This window comes from Solimonas aquatica (assembly GCF_900111015.1).
Lineage (GTDB): Bacteria > Pseudomonadota > Gammaproteobacteria > Nevskiales > Nevskiaceae > Solimonas > Solimonas aquatica.
In genome coordinates this window covers 26,243-45,946 of the sequence record NZ_FOFS01000015.1, presented here as the reverse complement: position 1 = coordinate 45,946, position 19,704 = coordinate 26,243, and the positions used below count along the sequence as shown (strand labels likewise).

At 68.1% G+C, this 19,704-nt stretch carries 13 protein-coding genes; 5 read left to right on the top strand and 8 right to left on the bottom strand.

From position 1 onward, the window contains the following. Nucleotides 1-7 precede the first annotated feature (7 nt). A complete protein-coding gene (locus tag BMY12_RS17330; RefSeq protein ID WP_177189052.1) occupies nucleotides 8-8,140 on the top strand; it encodes a two-partner secretion domain-containing protein in 8,133 nt (2,710 codons plus the stop codon). 21 nt (nucleotides 8,141-8,161) lie between these two features. Beyond that, complete coding sequence (locus tag BMY12_RS17325) at nucleotides 8,162-8,926, top strand: hypothetical protein (protein ID WP_093289017.1); 765 nt, start codon at nucleotides 8,162-8,164, stop codon at nucleotides 8,924-8,926. Nucleotides 8,927-8,938: 12 nt separating this feature from the next. Here the strand turns inward: BMY12_RS17325 and BMY12_RS17320 are convergent, their stop codons facing one another. From BMY12_RS17320 to BMY12_RS17310, 3 genes are all read right to left on the bottom strand, one after another. After that, a complete protein-coding gene (locus BMY12_RS17320; protein ID WP_093289016.1) occupies nucleotides 8,939-10,552 on the bottom strand; it encodes a carboxylesterase/lipase family protein in 1,614 nt (537 codons plus the stop codon). A gap of 9 nt (nucleotides 10,553-10,561) precedes the next feature. After that, a complete protein-coding gene (locus BMY12_RS17315; protein ID WP_245732595.1) occupies nucleotides 10,562-13,024 on the bottom strand; it encodes a hypothetical protein in 2,463 nt (820 codons plus the stop codon). Between the two features lie 79 nt (nucleotides 13,025-13,103). Continuing rightward, entirely contained in the window at nucleotides 13,104-13,847 is a 744-nt protein-coding gene (locus tag BMY12_RS17310) for a hypothetical protein (protein ID WP_143068996.1), read from the bottom strand. 152 nt (nucleotides 13,848-13,999) lie between these two features. Between BMY12_RS17310 and BMY12_RS17305 the strand changes: the two genes are divergently transcribed. Next, nucleotides 14,000-14,413 carry a group II truncated hemoglobin gene (locus BMY12_RS17305; RefSeq protein WP_093289013.1) on the top strand — a complete coding sequence of 138 codons (414 nt, stop codon included), beginning with the start codon at nucleotides 14,000-14,002 and terminating at the stop codon, nucleotides 14,411-14,413. 127 nt (nucleotides 14,414-14,540) lie between these two features. Here the strand turns inward: BMY12_RS17305 and BMY12_RS17300 are convergent, their stop codons facing one another. Together BMY12_RS17300 and BMY12_RS17295 are read right to left on the bottom strand one after the other, a co-directional pair. Further along, the gene (locus tag BMY12_RS17300; RefSeq protein ID WP_143068995.1) at nucleotides 14,541-15,755 is read right to left on the bottom strand and encodes a hypothetical protein; all 1,215 of its coding nucleotides are present in this window, start codon (nucleotides 15,753-15,755) and stop codon (nucleotides 14,541-14,543) included. A gap of 71 nt (nucleotides 15,756-15,826) precedes the next feature. Then, a complete protein-coding gene (locus tag BMY12_RS17295) occupies nucleotides 15,827-16,378 on the bottom strand; it encodes a DNA-3-methyladenine glycosylase (RefSeq protein ID WP_093289010.1) in 552 nt (183 codons plus the stop codon). A 68-nt stretch (nucleotides 16,379-16,446) separates the two neighbouring features. Here BMY12_RS17295 and djlA point away from each other — a divergent pair, with 68 nt between their 5' ends. Then, nucleotides 16,447-17,208, top strand: coding sequence for a co-chaperone DjlA (gene djlA / locus BMY12_RS17290; protein WP_093289008.1), 762 nt, complete (start codon nucleotides 16,447-16,449; stop codon nucleotides 17,206-17,208). A gap of 26 nt (nucleotides 17,209-17,234) precedes the next feature. Here djlA and BMY12_RS17285 read toward each other — a convergent pair whose 3' ends face one another. After that, a complete protein-coding gene (locus BMY12_RS17285) occupies nucleotides 17,235-17,681 on the bottom strand; it encodes an NTF2 fold immunity protein (RefSeq protein WP_093289007.1) in 447 nt (148 codons plus the stop codon). A 208-nt stretch (nucleotides 17,682-17,889) separates the two neighbouring features. After that, nucleotides 17,890-18,177 (bottom strand): hypothetical protein, encoded by a 288-nt coding sequence (locus BMY12_RS17280; protein ID WP_143068994.1) that lies wholly within the window; start codon nucleotides 18,175-18,177, stop codon nucleotides 17,890-17,892. A 370-nt stretch (nucleotides 18,178-18,547) separates the two neighbouring features. Here BMY12_RS17280 and BMY12_RS17275 point away from each other — a divergent pair, with 370 nt between their 5' ends. Further along, nucleotides 18,548-18,757, top strand: coding sequence for a DUF4169 family protein (locus tag BMY12_RS17275; RefSeq protein ID WP_093289004.1), 210 nt, complete (start codon nucleotides 18,548-18,550; stop codon nucleotides 18,755-18,757). A 5-nt stretch (nucleotides 18,758-18,762) separates the two neighbouring features. Here the strand turns inward: BMY12_RS17275 and BMY12_RS17270 are convergent, their stop codons facing one another. Next, complete coding sequence (locus BMY12_RS17270) at nucleotides 18,763-19,638, bottom strand: alpha/beta fold hydrolase (RefSeq protein ID WP_093289002.1); 876 nt, start codon at nucleotides 19,636-19,638, stop codon at nucleotides 18,763-18,765. Nucleotides 19,639-19,704 lie beyond the last annotated feature (66 nt).

Genomic DNA, 19,704 nt, shown 5'->3' with positions numbered 1-19,704 from the left:
CCGGCGCATGAATCTTCATCGCAAAGCGCTGCGGCATCTGCCGATCCTGCTGCTCGGCACGGTTCCCGCCATGGCCGCCGCCGGCGCGGCGCAGGGCATCGCCCTGCCCGCCGGCATCGCGCCGCTGCCCAGCGGCCTGAGCGTGATCAGCGGTCAGGCCAGCGTGACGAGCCAGGGCCATGCCATGCAGATCGTGAACACGCCGAACACGATTCTGGACTGGCAGAGCTTTTCCATCGGCGCCGGCTACAGCGTGAATTTCCAGCAGGCCAGCGCGCAGAGCCAGGTGGTCAACCGCGTCAGCAGCCAGAACCCCAGCTATCTGCTCGGCGCGCTCAGCAGCAACGGCCGCGTCTGGCTTCTCAATCCCAATGGCATTCTGTTCGGCCAGAACGCGCGCGTGGATGTGGGCAGCCTGATCGCCTCCACGCTGCGCCTGGATACGAGCGCGCTGGACAGCGGCCATTACGCGCTCGGCGCCGATGCGCGCAGCGCCGCCGGCCTGGGCATCGTCAATCAGGGCCTGCTCAGCACGCCTTACGGCGGGCAGCTGCTGCTGATCGGCCCCAGCATCCGCAATGAAGGCACCCTGCAGGCACCGGGCGGACAGATCGGCCTGCTGGCTGCCGACAGCGTGGAACTGCTCGACACCGGCCTGCCCTATCTGAGTTTCCACATCCCGCTGCCGCAGGGCGAGGTCCACAACACGGGCAGCCTGCTGGCCAGCGGCATCGATGTCTACGGCGGCGTGATCAATCAGCAGGGTCTGGTGCAGGCCGACCAGCTGAGCCTGGATGCGCAGGGCCGCATCGTGCTGTCCGCCAGCCGGCAGCTGACGGTGGCCGGGCGCGTGGATGCCAGCAACGCGCAGGGCCGGGGCGGCAGCATCGCGCTGCTCGGTGCCGGCAACATCGACATCCAGAGCGGCGCGCGCCTGGATGTCTCCGGCCGTGACGGCGGCGGCCGCATCCGCAGCGAGCTGCCGGCCACGCTGCGCATCGCCCCGGGCGCCAGCCTGTTCGCCGATGGCGGGCGCTACGGCAATGGCGGCAGCATCCAGCTGTGGTCGCTGGATCTCACGCAGGTCTACGGTCAGCTCTCGGCGCGCGGCGGCAGCCTGCGCGGCGACGGCGGCTTCATCGAGACCTCCAGTCACGGCCAGCTGCTGATCGGCCGCGCGCCGGACGCCAGCGCCGCACACGGCCGCGCCGGGCTCTGGCTGCTGGACCCGCAGGATGTCGATATCGACGACTACCTCGCCAGCGACATCATCTACGCCCTGGAAGGCGGTACCAGCGTGGAGATCAGCACCAGCCCCTGTGCTGATTGCGAAGATCCCGGACAGCTCGGCGACATCACGCTCAGCAGTCCCATCAACGTTTCACTCGGCGCCTCGGTGCGCCTGAGCCTGATTGCCGATCACTCGATCTATCTCAACCAGGCAATCAGCGCCAGCGGCGCGACTCTGGATCTGTCCTTGCAGTCGGCACGCAACGGCGATGGCCTCAGCGCACTCGGCAGCAGCGTGAACCTCAACGGCGGCACCCTGCACCTGAGCGGCGAGCTGGACCTGCGGAGCGGCAGTGAAATCAGCAATGCCCTGATCAGCGGCACGAGCGGCGCCAGTATCTGGCTGGACCGCTACAGCAGCGCCAGCTTCGATGCGGTCACGCTGGGGCCCGACATCACGATGACGCTGGACGCCGCCAGCACCCTGAACATCCGCCATGATCTGTTGCTGGACGGCGCGGTGCTGCGCCTGAGCACCTTCGGCATCGTCGATGAGGGCATCTCGCCGGGCGCCACCCTGCACTTCAGCAGCGGCGTGCAGTTTCTGGCCGGCAACGGCACGCTGCTGGCCGGCAACTACGGCAGCGGCAACAGCGCTTATCTCGGCGTGATCGACGCCGACGATGGCTTCCGCATCGGCGCGGGCATCGTGCTTTCGCATACCGCCGGTGATCTGTACCTGGATCATCTGCTGAGCAATCACGGCCTGATCAACAGCCAGATCTTCGATCCGGATTTCGGCACCTTGTACATCAATGCCGATAGCAGCGGCAGCTGGAGCAATACCGGCGAGATTCGCGCCAACGGCTCGGGCAGCAGCATCAAGCTGTACGGCAGCTGGAGCAACAGCGGCGTCTTCAATGCCAATCAGGGCGTGATCGTCTTCGGCTCGGATATCAGCGGTACGAACCTGGGCACGATGCGGCATGGCGACACCGGCCACTTCGTGCTCGACACCGGCATCAGCTGGAACCTGCAGGGCGGCAGCTTCGACCTCGACGGCATGGGCCGGCTGGAACTCGCCGGCGGGTTCTGCGAGGGCAGCTGTCCCAGCACGCTGCGCAACGGCACCCTGTTCAGCAGCAACGGACAGGCGCGGCTGGATCTGGGTCATCAAACCGTGCTCGATGGCATGACGCTGGGCGCGGGCCTGCAATCGACGCTGGCCAACGGCGGCGGCCTCGATGTGCAGAACGGCCTGCGACTCGACGGCAGCCTCAGCGCCTTGACCAATAGCGTGCTGAATATTCATGGCGGGCTCACCGTCAACGGCACCTTGTCGCTGGCGAGCAATGTCTATTCCGAGCTGGATCACGGTGCGCGCCTGATTCTGATCGGCGACGCCACGCAGCACTTGCAGGGCAGTGGCCAGATCATCGCCAGGGCCATCGCCGATCCCGACGCCGAAGATCCAGCTCAAGCCGGCGGCGCCACGATCAGCACACAGGCACAGAGCGCCGATCGCGACGCGCCACGGCTCGACATCGGCAGCGGTTTGCAGATCAGCAGCCAGGAGCATGTGCTCACCCTGGCCTCGCTCGGCAGCAATCAAGGCCAGCTCAGCGCCGACGGCGGTCGCCTGGAACTCTCCGGCGACGACTGGCAGAACGACGCCGGCGGCAGCCTCGGCGCGAGCGCCGGCGTGCTGGACATCAGCGGCCTGAGCCGCAATGCCGGCAGCATCCTGGCCAGCGGCGGCAGCGTGGTGGTGCACGATCCGGGCGCTGCGGGTCTGAGCAACAGCGGCCTGGTCTCGGCGCAGGGCGGTGATATTTCACTGGCGAATCTGGGCAGCAACAGCGGCACACTGGCGGCCAGTGCCGGCACGCTCACGGTCGATGGCAACAGCGCGGGTCTTTCCAGCAGCGGCAGCATCGATGTCAGCGGCGGCACGCTGCATCTCACCAAGCTGGGCAGCAACAGCGGTCTGCTGCAGCTCAGCGCCGGCAGCCTGGAGATCAGCGCCAGCAGCTGGAATCAGGAAGACAGCGCGCAGCTGCTGGTCAGCGGCGGCAGCGCACAGCTCGGCGGACTGGACCACAACGCCGGCAGCATCTCACTCAGTGGCGGCACGCTGGAACTCGGCGGCCTGCGCCAGAACAGCGGCAGCATCGATGTGAGCGGCGGCAAGCTCACGCTCACGGGCGCCGACACCGGACTGAGCAATACCGGCAGCCTCTCCGGCCGCGGCGGCACGCTGAGCCTCGGCAACTTTCTCAGCAACAGCGGCACGCTGGCGCTCAGCGGCGGCACCCTGAATCTCAGTGGCAGCAACTGGCACAACGACAGCGGCGGGCAGATCGTGGTGAGCGGCGGCCTGGCCCAGCTCGAAGGCCTGAGTGCAAATTCCGGCGTGCTGAGCAGCAGCGGCAGCGGCTCGCTGCAGGTCCAGGATCTGGCCAGCAACAGCGGCAGTCTGCTCGCCAGCGGCGGCCAGCTCAGCGTGAGCGGAGCCAGCGGCAGCGGCCTGATCAATACCGGCGATGTGTCCGTCACCGGTGGCCAGCTCAGTCTTGCGAACTTCAGCCGCAACAGCGCGCGCCTGTCGCTCGGCGCCGGCACGCTGGAGGTGAGCGGCGACGGCTGGCGCAATGCCAGCGGCGCGCAGATCCTGATCACCGGCGGCACCGCGCATCTGGACGGCTTCGCGAGCAACAACGGCAGCCTGAGCCAGAGCGGCGGCCAGCTCACGATTCAGGACATGCGCGTGAACAGCGGCAGCCTCATCAGCTCCGGCGGCACGCTCGATCTGCGTGGCTCGAGCAGCGGCGGCTTGCTCAACACCGGGCAGGTCTCCTTGACCGGCGGCACGCTCGACATCACCAATTTCGCCGCGAATCAGGGCTCGCTGCAGATCAGCAGCGGCAGCCTGGATGTGAGCGGCAGCTGGCAGAACCAGGCCAGCGGACAAGTAGCCGTGACTGGCGGCGACGCGCAGCTCTCCGGCATCAGCGGCAATGCCGGTCGCGTGACGGTCAGCGGCGGCACGCTGCTGGCACGCGATCTGGCCACGAACAGCGGCAGCCTCAGCGCCAGCGGCGGCCAGCTCACCGTCGATGGCGCAAGCACCGGCCTCCACAACAGCGGCAGCCTCAGCGCAGGCGGCGGCAGCGTGACGCTGAGCCGCTTCAGCACGAACAGCGGCACGCTCAGTGTCAGCGCAGGTTCACTCGATGTCGGCGGCAGCGCCTGGCAAAACCAGGATGGCGGCCAGGTTCTGGTGAGTGGCGGCAGCGCGCAGCTGTCGGGCATCAGCAGCAATGCCGGAACCGTGGAGCTCAGCGGCGGAGCACTCACGGCAAGCGGCGCGAGCAACACCGGCCTCAGCAACAGCGGCAGCATCCAGGTGCGCGGCGGCAGCGTGACGCTGACGCGTTTCAGCGCGAACAGCGGCACGCTCGATATCAGCTCGGGTTCGCTCGATGTCGGCGGCAGCGGCTGGCAAAACCAGGATGGCGGCGAGGTCCTGGTCAGCGGCGGCAGCGCGCAACTCTCCGGCATCGACGGCAACGCCGGCAGCGTGGCGGTGAACGGCGGCACGCTGCTCGTAAACGATCTGACCCGCAACAGCGGCAGCCTGAACGCCAGCGGCGGTCAGCTCACCGTCAATGGCGCAACGGCAGGCCTCGACAACAGTGGCAGCATCAAGGCCAGCGGCGGCACCGTGTCGCTGACGAACTTCGGCGGCAACAGCGGCACGCTCGATATCAGCTCGGGCTCGCTCGATGTCAGCGGCAGCAGCTGGCACAACACAGACGGTGCTCAGGTCTCCGTGACCGGCGGCAGCGCGCAGCTGTCGGGCATCGCCGGCAATGCCGGCAGCGTGGATGTGCGCGGCGGCGTGCTGCTCGTGAATGATCTGGCCCGCAACAGCGGCAGCCTGAGCGCCAGCAGCGGCCAGCTCACCGTCAACGGCGCGACGGCGCGGCTCGACAACAGCGGCAGCGTCAACGCTGATGGCGGCACCGTGTCGCTGACAAACTTCGGCGGCAACAGCGGCACACTGAATGTCAGCTCGGGCTCGCTCGATGTCAGCGGCAGCAGCTGGCACAACGCAGACGGCGCTCAGGTCTCCGTGGCCGGCGGCAGCGCGCAGCTGTCGGGCATCGCCGGCAATGCCGGCAGCGTGGATGTGCGCGGCGGCACGCTAGTGGTGAACGATCTGGCCCGCAACAGCGGCAGCCTGAATGCCAGCGGCGGTCAGCTCACCGTCAATGGCGCAACGACAGGTCTCGACAACAGCGGCAGCGTCAACGCTGCTGGTGGCACGATGTTGCTGACGAACTTCGGCGGCAACAGCGGTACGCTGAATGTCAGCTCGGGCTGGCTCGATATCAGCGGCAGCGCCTGGCAAAACCAGGATGGCGGTCAGGTCTTGATCAGCGGCGGCAGCGCGCAGCTCTCCGGCATCAGCAGCAACGCCGGCAGCGTGGATGTGAGCGGCGGCCATCTCTCCGTCAACGGCATAACGGCCGGCCTCAATAACAGCGGCAGCATCAGCACCAGTGGCGGCGCGTTGGCGCTGACAAACTTCGGCGGCAACAGCGGCATGCTCAATGTCAGCTCGGGCTCGCTCGATATCAGCGGCAGCGCCTGGCAAAACCAGGATGGCGGACAGGTCCTGGTCAGCGGCGGCAGCGCGCAACTCTCCGGCATCGACGGCAACGCCGGCAGCGTGGATGTGCGCGGCGGCGTGCTGCTCGTGAATGATCTGGCCCGCAACAGCGGCAGCCTGAACGCCAGCGGCGGTCAGCTCAGCGTCAATGGCGCAACGGCCGGCCTCGCCAACAGCGGCAGCATCAACACCAGCGGCGCAGCGGTAACGCTGACGAACTTCAGCAGCAACAGCGGCACGTTGAATGTCAGCTCGGGTTCGCTCGATGTCAGCGGCAGCAGCTGGCAGAACGAAGACAGCGGCCGGATTTCGGTGAGCGGTGGCAGCGCTCAGCTCGCCGGCATCGCCGGCAATGCCGGCAGCATCGAGCTGAGCGGCGGCAGCCTCGCCATCGCCGATGTCAGCAGCAGCGCCGGAATCACCGTGGCCAAGGCCGGCGGCGCCGGCTGGAGCAATGCAGCCGGCGGCACGCTGACGGTCTCGGCGGGCACCGCGCAGTTCTCGGGTCTGCGCCAGAACGCCGGCACGATGGATCTGCAAGGCGGCAGCACCACGCTCGCCGACGCCGGCAGCGGCGGCCTGAGCAACACCGGTCTGATCCGCCTCGGCAACAGCGCCACGCTGGTTGCCGCCGAAGGTCTGCGCAATGACAGCGGCGGCGTGATTCGCGGCGACGGTCGCATCGATCTGAGCGGCGCGCTGCTGCGCAATCAGGGTCTGATCGCGCCAGAGGATGGCGGCGGCGGCGTGGCCACGCTGCAGCTGCTGGGCGATTACCAGCAGCTGGCCGGCGGTGTGCTCGCCATCGATGTGGCCGGCGCGGGTCTGCAGGACCAGCTCGGCCTCAGTGGTCAGGCCACGCTGGCCGGCACCCTGCAGCTGTCGTTTGCCAGCGGCTACAGCGCCGCCAGCGGCGACAGCTTCACGGTGATGCGCTATGCCGGGCACAGCGGCAGCTTCGATCTGCAGAGCAGCGACAGCAGCGTGCAGCAGCGCTATCAGAACGATCAGCTGCAGCTGAGCAAAATCAGCAGCGTGCCGGATGGCGGGCTGCCACAGGTTCTGTCCCGGCAGCTGAGCAAGCCGATGCCGGCGCGCGACAGCGGCGGCGATTCCGGTCTGGTGAATGCCACGCAGGGCAGCACCCTGAGCGCGCTGTTCACGCAGGCCGGCGTCAGCGGCGACAGCCGCGTGACGCCGCAGTCCTATCTGCTGACCGATGGCGAACAGACCTACTTCCGCAACATCTCGGTGCAGGAACTGCCGCGCGAACAAGTGAGCAAGCTGCTCAGCGCGCGCACGGCCTTCAAGGCGGCGGTGCTGGCCGAGGCACGGGCGCAGCTGGAGGAAAATCCGCAGCTGGCGGATCTGCCGCAGTGCCAGTCGCTGCAGGAAGCGGAGAAAGGCGTGTGCATCCTCAGCGAGGATCTGCAAAAGCAGCTGCTGAAGAAGCGCCGCCAGGCACCGGCCGCGCGGTTGCAGATGGTGGCGGCGGTGCCGGCCATCGCCCGCAAGCGCGCCCTGGTGATCGGCCTCAACCATTACGCCGATCCGCGCGTGCCGCAGCTCAGCAGCGCGGTGCCGGATGCTCGCGCCATCGCCGGCGAGTTGCAGTCGCGTCTGGGCTATGAGGTGCTGGCGCTGGAGAATCCCGATCGCGCGCAGATCGTTGCCGCGCTCAACCGCCTGACGCTGGAGATGCGCGAGGACGACAGCCTGCTGGTGTACTTCGCCGGTCACGGCGAGCTGGTGGAGAAAACCGGCCTGGGCTACTGGATTCCCTCCGATGCCAGTGCCCGTGATCCACGCGGCTGGATCTCCAACGCCGATGTCGCGCGCTGGCTGCGGCTGATGCAGGCCAAGCAGGTCGCGCTGATTCTCGACAGCTGCTACTCCGGCAGCTTCGTGGGCACCGCCCGCAAGCAGGAAAGCACGGCACAGCGTGAACGCGAGGCGCAGTCCTATCTCGGTCAGCGCTCGGTGATGGCGATGACGTCGGGCTCCGACGAACCGGTGGCCGACTCCGGCAACAACGGCCACTCGGTGTTCGCCTGGAGCCTTCTGCAGCAGCTGCGGCGCCTGGATCGCTGGGCGCCGGGCAATACCCTGTTCTTCCAGGTGCGCGATGAAGTGGAACGCGAGCTGCCGCAAACCCCGCAATACGGCAATGCACTGGCCGACAGCGGCAGCGCGGATGCCGACTTCCTCTTCGAACGACGCAGCCTGTTACCCTGATTGGCATCACGGAGATCTGTCATGAACACGCTTCCCTCCACGCCCGCGCGTCTGCTCGCGTCCCTGCTGCTCGGCGCCGGTCTGCTGGCCAGCGGCCAGGCCCAGGCCTTGTCCTGCATGGTGGTGGGCGAGAAAAGCGCGCGCGTGAAATCCGACGAAGGCGAGGCCTCGCCGGTGTTCATGAGCAATGCCTGCGAAAGCCTGAAGCTGATCAGCGGCAAGGCCATGGTCAGCTGGATCTCGCGCGACGGCAAACCGCATTTCTCGCCGATCACCGCCACCGGCGTCAGCAGCCTGCCGGCCGCCGGCGGCGAAGAGCGCTCGGCGCGGGTGGTCTGGTCGGAACTCGCCTCCACCCGCGAAGCCACCCGTCCCGCCTTCATGCGCGCACTCGATGAACAGCATCCCGCGCGCATCTTCATTCCGGCGCAGGGCCTGGTGTTTCCCGCCAAGGCCGGCGCGCGGCTGAGCCTGTATCGCCGCGACGAACAAGGCGGCGAGCAGCTGGTGCAGGAACTGCAGCCGCCGGCTGATCAGGCGCCGCGCCTGGCGCGCGAGCTGTTCGTCGCCGGCGCGCTGTACAGCGTGCGCCTGAGCGGCACGAGCCAGGAGCAGTGGCTGCTCAAACCGGTGAGCGATACCGAGAGCGCGCAGATTCAGGCGCAGCTCAATGAGATTGCCGCCGCCGAGGTGGAGAACGATCAGCGGCGCATCCTGCGCGCGATGCTGTTCGAGCAGCTCAAGCTGCCGGTGAACATGCAGCTGAGTCTCGCCGCCGGCGAGTAAGCCGCGGCGCGCTCAAGGCGCGCGCGGCTGCGCGTAGCGGGCAATGGCCTCCAGCCAGGGCGCGCCCGCCGGCAGCAGCCGGGTGCCCTGCGCGGAGATTTCGTAAACGCGATCGTCATCGCGCTGATACGCCGGCCAGGGCGTGGCCTGCGCCGCCGCCGGCTGCGTCTGGCGCGCAAACGCGGTCCACAGCTCGCCCATCAGGCTGGCCTGGGCGCGATCCTGCTCGCTGACATCGGCATCGGCGGCTTCGGGATAGCCGAAGATGTAGGCCACATCGGAGGCATGCGGCGCACCGCGCCACTTGCCACGCTGCGCCTGCGGCACATAGTCGTAGCGATACAGAAACACCGGCTGGCGCGCCGAGGCATGGCGCGCAATGCGGCGCGCCGGCTCCACGAAACCGAAGTCGCTGCTCAGATTGCGCTCGTAGGCCTCGGCGCTGGGATAGGCGGCGATCAGCTGCGGCAGCTGCGCGCCGAAGCGCGGCGTGAGCAGCTGGTTCATCGCGCGCAGCACGAAACGCGGCAGCGCGCCCAGCTCATCGCCATTGCTGCCCAGCAGCAGCGGCACATGCGCCTGGCGTGCGGCGGCATAGCCCTCCAGCACATCGCCCTGCACCAGCTGGCCGTCGATGCAGACTGCGGTCCAGGCCTGCCGGTCCCATTCGATCAGACTCAGATCACCCAGCACCGTGGCGGCCGGCAGCGCACGCAGCGCGGCGGCATCCTCGCCGTGCACACCGGCGCGTTGCGCGAAACGCTGGCCCAGGGTCTGCGCCGAAGGCAGGTCCGGCTGATCCTCGCGCAGCCGGGGCAGCAGCGCGCGACCTCCGCCGGACTGGCTGATGGCGGCGGCGAACAAACCACGCGCCGGTGGCGCGAGCATCAGCTGATGCACCGCATCGCCGCCGGCGGATTCACCGAAAATCGTCACGCGCGCAGGATCGCCGCCGAAGCGCGCGATATTGCGCTGCACCCAGTGCAGTGCGGCGATCTGATCCATCAACCCGTAATTGCCCAAAGGCCCTTCGCGACTTTCCGCGCTCAGCGCCGGATGCGCGAAGAAACCGAAGCGCCCGAGCCGGTAGTTGAGCGTGACCAGCACCACGCCGCGCCGCGCCAGGCGGTCGCCCACCGTCAGCGGCGAGCTGCCCGAACCGCTGGCATAGGCGCCGCCGTGGATCCAGACCATCACCGGCAGGAGCTTGTCGCCGCGCAGGGGCAGCGGTGTCCAGACGTTGAGATACAGGCAGTCCTCGCTCATCGGCTGCGCGGACATGGCGCGATCCCAGGACTTGCGGTTCTGCCAGCAGTCGTTGCCGTAACGGCGCGCCTCGCGCGGTTCCTGCCAGGGCTGCACCGGCGCCGGCGGCCGCCAGCGCAGCGCACCCACCGGCGGCGCCGCATAGGGGATGTTCTTGAACACCGCGACACCGTCGAGCACGCCGCCGCGCAGCGGACCGTCGGCGCTGCGCAGTTCCAGCGCCTGCTCGGCCACGCGCTCCTGCGGCACCGGCGCGCTGCAGGCCGCCAGCAGCAGAAGCAGTGCGCAGCTCAGCCACTGCGGCCAGCGCGCCACCCGGAACTGATCCGTGATTTGCGCGCGCTGGCCTGTGCAATTCACGGATCAGTTCTAAGGCTTGCCCGCTGCCGGATCGGCGGCGGCATCCGGCGCCGGCAGCGTCTGCGCCTCCAGCGTCACGGCATTGATCACCGAGGGGTCATCACGCAGGCGCAGGTAGAGCCGGCCCTCGCTGGGATGCGGCACCGGCAGGCTGCTGCCGGGAAAACCGTCGGAGACGGTCACCGCCTGGCTGAAATCAGCCTGCCCGGACAGCGAGTCGATCAGGAACAGATCCGAGCCGGAGAGCTTGCAGGCACGCGTGGTGTCGGCAGGACAGAGCAGGGTCTTGAGCTGCGGCAGGCGCACCAGATGCGCCAGCGGCTGCCAGTCGCCGGCGATGCCGCCGATGCGCGGGCGGAACTTCAGCGGTCCGAAGGCGGAGAAGCCGAAGGCCTGCGCCGGCTCCAGATTCAGCAGCGCCACCTTGTTGTTCTCCAGCTTGATGCCGCCGTTGGCCAGGCTCAGGGTGCTGAGAAAGCTTTCATCCTCGGTGGCCACTTCCACGAACAGCTCGCGGCCGAAGCTGGCCGGCGTCTGCGCGCGGATCGAGAAGGTGAGCCGCGCATCCTGCGGCAGCTGATCGCCGCTGCCGGCCTGAATTCCGCTGTGTCCGGCCGAGGCCGAGGCCGACACGTTCTTGCCGATCAGGCTCACGCGCGGACGCGGCGGATCGATGCTGGCGTTCATGCTCAGCACGCGGCCGTCCTTGAGCGTGACGCGCGCGGGTGCGCTGGCATCGGGCTTGAGCTCGCCGGCGGCCTGCGCGTCCTGCGCCACCAGGCTCAGCTGATCGCCGCCGGCACCGGTCTGCAGCTCGCCCGGCAGAAACGTCAGCCTGTTCAGCGTCAGGCTCGCCACCTGATCCAGGCGCTGACCCTTGAGCGTGCCCTGCGTGTCGCCCGCGTAAATCTGGAAGGCATCCAGACGCGCGGCACTGGCAAACACCTGGATCGGCAGCGGATGCGGATCATTGAGTCCGGACTGACGGATCAGCAGGGTCATCTCGCCGGGCCGCGCGTCCTGCAGCGGCAGCTTCACTTCCACCACGCCGGCCTGCAGCGGCTTCCACTCGGCCTTGAGCTCCTTGCCGGAAGGATCGCGCAGCATGATGTTGTCCACGCAGCTGGCGTTGTCGGAACGCAGATGCACGGTGTCGGGACGGCCCACCACCAGCGCGTCCTCGTCGCCCTGTGCCAGTGCCCAGGCATTGGCGCGCGCATTGCGCAGCGTGAAACCCGGCCCTTCGTAGGGCACGAAGCCCCAGTAGCCCTGCAGCGAACCGCGCACGCTGTCGCCCAGGTCGACGTTCTTCAGATTCGCGGTGTTCACCACATAACCGCCCTGCGCGGCATCGGCCCAGGCCGGCAGGCGCACGGTCTTGCCGTCCTTGCCCTGCAGGGTCAGCGTGATGTCGTGCGCATAGCGTGTGGAGAAGGCCAGCGGCGCCCCTTCCACCGGCAGCACCAGATCGTCACGGCTGGCGCAGTAGATGTCGGCGGGATTCACCGCGCGCAGCGGCGGCAGATGCGGCTTGTCGATGGCCGGCAGCGCCACCACCATCACCGACATCGGCGCGTGAAACGAGGGCGGCGTGTTGAGTGTGAGCGCCAGCTTGCCGTTCTTGTGCGAGGTCAGCGCCGGGATGTACTGGTAGGTGGCGGTGCGGAAGGAATCGAAGATGCGCACCAGATCCAGCACCGAGGCGATGTACGGGCTGTACACGCCGTAACCCAGCTCCGGCGTGGCGCTCACCGCCATCACCAGATCGGCGGCGACACCGGTGGTGAGCGTGGCTGCGATCGACATGCTGTGACCGTCGTTGAGAATCAGCGCTTCCTGCCCCTGCGTCAGGCAGGCCGCCTGCAGCTGCGGAATCTTGTCCAGACATTTGTCATCGACCTTGATCGCCAGACTGCGCGCCAGCAGCGGCGCCACCTGCCGCAGCACCGCCGGATCGCCGGGCTCCAGTGCGTGCACCACTTCCAGATAGCGCTCCAGACGCGAACGATCCAGCGTCGCCTGATTCAGATCTTGCGTGGCGCGCACGAAGGCGCCCGGCCGGCCGCGCACGGCATCGACGATGCCCTTGACGTCGCCGCTGGTCTCCGGCGCCAGGAAGATCAGCGCCTGCTGCGCGCCCTTGGGCACGGTCACGCTCAGGCCTTCGCGCGCGCAGCGTCCCGTCCAGGTCTTGCAGGGAAAGAACCAGCTCTCCGGCGGCGGATTGGTGGAGCCACTCAAGAACGCCGCCACCATCAGATAGTGCGCCGACTGCGTGGCGGGAAACTCGGGCCGGATCCAGATGCGGTCGCCTTCGGCCAGATTCGGCACTTCCGACGCCGGCAGAATCATCTTGCCGCGCGTGATCACCACATCCAGCGTGGGGCCTGCCAGATCGAAGGGCGCGGGCGTGGCAGCCTGCGCCGCGCCTCCGAGCAGGAGCGTCAGCAACAGAAGGAATCGCGGCAGCATGAAATGGTTTTTTGCGGTCATGCGAAGAACTGATCGCAGCTTGGAACGAAGCGGCGCGGCGAAGTTCGCCGCGCGATGCTCAAGGCTGGCCGGCCGGAGCCAGCTGCGCATACTCGTAGCGGCTGGCGATGCCGTTCCAGGCCTGCTGGGCCTGCTGCAGCAGCGCCGCAAAAGCCGCCTGCTCGGCCTCGCGGCGCTTGTCGTCCAGCGCCGCAGCGCTGGCCAGAGCCGCCGTCAGCTCGCCGAGCTGCGTGCGCGCCTGCACCTGCGCGTACTGATAGCCCGTGCGCACATCGATGAACAGCGCCAGGGCCTGCGACTGGATCACCAGATCCTGCGGCGGCGACTTGGGGTCGAGCTTGAGTTCGGCGCGCGGTGCATAAGGCTCGCCGTGCCGCGCAAAAGCGGTGTCCAGGGTGTAGACCATCAGCACGTCGGCCTGGGTCTTGGCTGCGGCCAGACGCAGATCTTCCAGGGACTCCAGACGCGAGGGCAGCAGCGTCAGATCCAGCGGCGCGGCGGCGGCGACTTTCGGCCAGCTTGCGACGGCGGCCAAAGGCTGCGCATCCGGCAACCCGGGCACCGGCAGCACCGAGTAGCGACCGCTCCCCAGCGCCTTGCCGGAGAAGGATTGGTAGGCGGGCGCCTGCACCCGCACCAGGCTCAGCCGCACGGGAAAGCGCGGCGAAGGCGGCTGCGCGATCAGCAGCTGCGCCTCGCTGCGGCCGATGTCCGCCAGCGGCGCCGGCCCGCCGGGCGTGCGATAGGCAGCCGTGCTGCAGGCGGCGCAGAGCAGAGGGAGCAAAAGCAGGGCGAGTCGCACGACAGACGAATCCCGGAATCAGGCGAAGCCGGATTTTAAAGCGCGCGCGTGGCCGGTGAATGAACGCCGACTGAAGCGCAGCTGTCCTCACCATCGCCGTTGCACTGACCGGCGTCAAGCCGCGACCGCACGCGGCAGCCGAAAATCGCGCGATGTCCGAAGCCGCCGCCAAAGTCCAGCCCGCACCGCCCACGCCCTACGAGATGCTCGGCGGCGAGGCCGCCGTGCGCGCGCTGGCCGATGCTTTCTACGATGCCATGGATGCGCTGCCGCAAGCCGCCACCATCCGCGCCATGCACGGCGAGTCGCTGGCGGAGATCAAGGAAAAACTCTTCGAGTATCTGTCCGGCTGGCTGGGCGGACCTCGGCTGTATTACCAGAAGTACGGCAGCGTCTGCCTGGGCCATGCCCATGCGCCCTACGCCATCGGCCGCGCCGAACGCGATCAGTGGCTGGCCTGCATGGAAGCCGCGCTGCAGGCCGTGGATGCCAGCGAGGAAGTGCGGCAGATTCTGCGCCATCCCATGTACCGCATGGCCAACGCCCTGCGCACGCGCGACGATTAACAAGGTGATGCAGAAGGTCATCCATGACCTTTTGCCGCTCGCTGACGAAAAGGCGCGGCTTTTCTACGCTCCCGAACATCCCGGTGCCAAGCACGAGGTGATGCAAAGCGAGTTTTGCATCACCCCGTCAGCCACCCAGCTCCACGCGCAGCAGCCAGAGTTGCGCCAGGGTCTGCAGCTGCGCATTGCCCTGGATGCCGCGCAGCGTCGCTGACGCTTCCTTGTTCTGTCCCGCCTGCAGCTGCGCATAAGCCAGCTGCAGCTGCGCCTGCTGCGCGTCGCGCAGCGCCGCTTTGGCCAAGCCTTGCCGCATCAGGGCCAGGCCGCTTTCGTAATCGTGCAGGCTGACGCGGCGCAGGCCCAGGCGCAGCAAGGCCTCGCCATCGCGCTGCGCGAGGGCTTCGTGTTCCAGACGTTCGCGCTCGGCCGCATCGGCCTGCAGCTGCGCCTGCACCCGCGCCTTGAGCCGCTCGTGGCGGCCGGCGGCATCACCCTGGCCCAGCTGCCGGGCGGCATAACCGGCCTGCAGATACTGCCCGGCCTCGGCGGGAAATCCGGCCTGCAGCGCGCGCTGCGCGGCGAACAGGTAATCGTCCGGGCTCTGCATCGCACCGGTGGCGTAGCGCAGACGATCGATCTGCAGCGCCAGCGGATCCCAGTACGCTGCCGGTTGCAGACGCGCGGCCAGCAGCTTCTGCCAGTACTCGGCCGAGGGATAGTCGCGCAGCAGCTGCGTGAGAGCGGCGGTGTAGGCGGTGGCGTCCTTCTGCATCAGCGCGCTGGCGGCCGCCAGCCGCAACAGCGCCTCGCCGGGTTTGACGCCGGCAGCCTGCGCGTGCGCGATCTGCGACTGCGCCAGCTCGGCGGCACGTGCGTACTGCCGTGTTTCGTAGTAGGCCTGCGGCAAGGCCAGCAGAATCTCCGGCTGCGTGCCGCCGCCATCGGCATAGAGCTGGGCGTACTCGATCACCTTGGCCTGATCCGCGCTGGCCCGGCTGAGCTTGACCAGGGTCTCCAGCGTCTGCTGCTTCTCGGCCTGCGGGGTATAGCCTGCGCGCAGCACCGCGTCGAAGGCGCGGATCGCGGCCGGCTTGTCGTCGAGCCCCATCGCCGCCAGACCGCGCAGATGATGGATGGTGTAGTACTCGAAGGGACTGAGATCCCCCAGGCCTTCGGCCGTCTCCAGGCGATGCAGGGCATCGGCATAACTGCGATTGGCGATCAGGGTATTGGCCTGCTGCACGCTCTGCTGCAGCTGCGGCCGCAGCACTGGCGCCTGCGCCGCCGCCGACAGGCTGCAGCCGTACATCAGCAGCGCCACCACCATGCCGCTCGTTCGCATCGCATCACCCCTCATCGGCCCGGCGTCTATTCAATCAGCTTGGCGGCGGCGATGAAAGACAGCCCGGGCATTCACGGCTTGGAGACATGCGGATTGCGGGCGATGTAGAAGCGCAGCAGACGCCGCGCCCAGACGCCGGCGTAGTCCACACCGATGCGCGGCCGGCGCACGATGCGCAGTGGCGGCGGGTTCTGCTCCGCCGTGATGTACAACGACGCGCCGCACAGATCCACGCCGTTGTGACTGCGGTCGATGGCCATGGCCTTGCACAGCAGGCCGGGCCCCTGCGCGCGCAGGCTCAGGGACTGCACTGGCTCCAGCGCGCGGATCAGCACTGCCGAGGCATGGCCCTCGGCCTGCGTGACGACGTTGAAGCAGTGATGCATGCCGTAGATCAGATACACATAGGCATGTCCGGGCGGACCGAACATCACGCGGGTGCGTTCGGTGAGGCCACGCGCGCTGTGCGCGGCCAGATCGTGCGGTCCCAGATAGGCTTCGGTTTCAACGATGCGGCCGATGCGTGTTTCATCGCCGAGCCGATGCACCAGCAGCTTGCCGAGAAGTTCACGGGCCACCAGCGTGGTGTCCCGATCATAGAATTCGCGTGGCAGCGCTGGCATGGGGCGCGCATCATGCCCTGCGCCGAAAGCTGGCGTCGAGGCTGCGCGAGGCACGCTAAAATCGGCGGATGAACGCGCTCGTCATCATTGCCGGTCTCATCGGCTTCTTCGTCTACGGCTGGACCGGACTGCTCATCGGAGCGCTGCTCGGCTACTTCCTGGCCCCACGCCTGCAGCTGCGCGTGGTGCGCGGCCTGGGCGAGCTGCAGAACCAGTTCTTCAACAGCACCTTCGCGGTGATGGGCGCGGTGTGCAAGGCCGACGGCCGGGTCAGCGAAGCAGAGATCCGGATCGCCGAGCAGATCTTCGACCGCCTGCACCTGCACGGCGATGCCCGCGCGGCGGCACAGCAGGCTTTCAATCGCGGCAAGGCTGCGGATTTCGATCTGGACGCCGAAGTCGCCCGCTTCGCACAGGCGGCGCGCGGTCAGCCGTTCCTGTTGCAGATGTTCCTGCAGGTGCAGCTCTCGGCCATCGCCGCCGATGGCCAGCTGCACGAGGCCGAACACGCGCTGCTGCTGCGCATCGCCCGCGGCCTGGGCCTGCCGCCGGCCGAGCTGCAGCGCCTGGAAGCGCTGCTGCGCGGTCAGCAGGGCGGGACCAATGCCGAGCAGCAGCTGGCCGACGCCTATCAGGTGCTGGGCGTGCCACCCGGCGTCTCCGATGCGGAGCTGAAGAAGGCCTACCGGCTGCTGATGAGCCAGAACCATCCCGACAAGCTGGCGGCCAAGGGCCTGCCGGAGACCATGCGGGAAGTCGCGGAACAGAAGACCCGCGAGATCACCGCCGCCTACCAGCTGATCGAGCGCAGGCGTCAGGCCGCGGCCTGACTTGGCCTGGACCGGCGCGTCAGCGCCTATTGCTGGCCGCGCTCCACGCGCAACACGCGTCCGCTGTCGCGGTCCAGCACCGCGATCAGGCCCTTGCCCAGCTCGCCCTTGCTGGCGCGGCTGGCCACCAGCCAGAGATTGTTCTTGCGATAGGAGCGGAAGGGTTCCTGATGCGCCACGGCGGCGGCGCCGTACTGCGCGGTCCAGACCTCGCGCGCCGCGTCGATGGCATCGATGCCATTGCCGATGGCACCGCGCGACTCGGCATTGGCCACCGCCTCGTCGGGCTTCACGCCCTGCAGATATTGCTGGGCCCAGGCCCGCCATTCGATGTCGCCGGCGGCGCTGGAATGCTTCAGGGCCGGCGCTTTCTCATCGGCGGCGGGACTGCCGCTCTGCGCCAGCGCCGGCAGCGCGGAAACGCCAGCCGACAGCAGTGCGGCCATCAGGATCTTTTTGGTGTGCTGGTTCAAGCCCGACTCCTGGAAACAAACGGGGGAAGGGCAAGCTTAGAACCTATCCGTGAATTGCGCGCGCCTGCGGGTCTGGCGGCCGTGACGCGAGGCCGGACCCTGCCATCAGCCCGCGCCGGGCGGAACGGTGCAGCGACAGGAAAAAGGAACCAGGCCGCCAGGCACTCAGGGAGCCTGACGGCCAGGAATGAAACGAAGGCTGCGGGCCTCAGTAAGCCTCGCGCTCCTGCTCGTCGAGCAGCAGGTCGAGCTGATCGGGACGCGCCCAGCCCACCTTGCAGGTGCTCAGCGACAGCACCTGCTGGCGCCAGGAGTACTGGCCCTTGCTGGGGCCGATCAGCTGCAGCTCGGACAGCACCAGCACCGGCCGGCCGCGCAGGGGCTCGTAGTGTTCATTGAACTGAGCCTCGGGATTGAAGCGCAGACGGACGCCAACCGGCCACTGGCGTAGCGGGCGGGTCGGAATAGGCGTGGCGCTGGGCTGGTTCGTCGACATCTGCGGTCCCTCATGTAGGTCCATGAGCCCATTGTCGAAAACGGCCGCCTTCGCCACATCGGGGCCGGCCCCGACCCACCTGTCAGCCCTTGCCGACAGGCCACGTCAGCCGCCGCGCACGCCTGCTTTGCGTTCCCCAAAAAACCGAGCCCCGGTAGGGGAACCGGGGCTCGGCACAACCCGTCACCAGGGGTAGCGACGGAGGGCCGTGAGTGGGATTGAGGCAGCAATCCACTGTGGAGGGTGGCCCTGAGCAAAATCGTAATGAGCCCGGCTCCTGCCTGCAGTCACGAACGCCGGGCAAGTTGTATCGGTTTGTATCAAGATCTGCGGCGAAACCCTCACCCGTCGGGGATTCCGGCAACCTGCCATGAGCGACGTCGTCAATCTCAACAAATTCCGCAAGCAGAAAAATCGTGAAGCCGCGGAAAAGCAGGCGGCGGAAAATCGCCTGCGCTTCGGACGCAGCAAGGCCCAGAAGCAGCGCGACGAGGCCGAGGCCGCCGAAGCCCGGCGGCGCCTGGATCAGCTGCGCCGCGAAACGCCGGCCCCGCCCGAAACGCCCGAAGCGGAGTCCTGAGCGCTTCAGGCGCGCAGAAACTCCAGCACCCGCTCGGCAAACCAGGCTGGATTCTCGGCCTGCATGAAATGTCCCATGCCCGGCGCCGGGCACAGCTGCAGTCCGCCGGGAAACAGCTGCTCCTGGGCATCGAACATTTCCGCGCCGATGCAGCCGTCGTCCGTGCCGTAAATCATCCGTGTGGGCTGCGGAATCGGCGCCATCACCAGCCGCCGCTGCGCGGAATCCAGCAGCGCGCCGGGCAGGTTTCGGTAATAGGCCAGCAGCGCGCGACGCCGCTGCGGATCCCGCAGGCAGGCCTTGACCGGCGCCAGATCCGCCTCGCGGTAATGCCAGCCCGGCGACCAGCGCCGGATCAGCACCTGCTCCAGCCAGGCGTGATCCTCGCGACCCAGCGCGGCTTCCGGCCAGCGCGGCAATTGGAAGCGGAAGATGTAATGCGAGCGCGCGATCTGTCTGAGACTGGGAAACAGGAAGAAGCGGCGCAGATGCGGCACCGCGCAGAGCACCAGGCGCGCAATCGCTTCCGGCCGCTGCTTGGCCGCCAGCTGCGCCGCGACGCTGCCCCAGTCGTGGCCCACCACGGCCGCCGCGCGGCCCTGCCCCAGCGCCTCGATCAGGGCCAGCAGATCCTGCGCCAGGGTGACGGCGCGGTAATCGTCGTCGGCCGCCAGCGCACTCGGCGCGTAGCCGCGCTGGAATGGCGCCACCGCGTGATAGCCGGCCGTCGCCAGACGTTCCAGCACCGGCAGGAAGCTGTAGGCCGTATCCGGAAAGCCATGCACGCAGAGCAGCAGCGGGCCCTTGCCACGCTGCAGATAAGCCAGGCGTGTGCCGCCGACATCAAGGTAATGGAGTTCTTCCGCGGGCAAGTGGCTCATGACGCTGCGCAATCCAAAAAAGGGGGCGCAACGATACCAGCCCGCGTCAGGGTCGTGAGCGCGTGT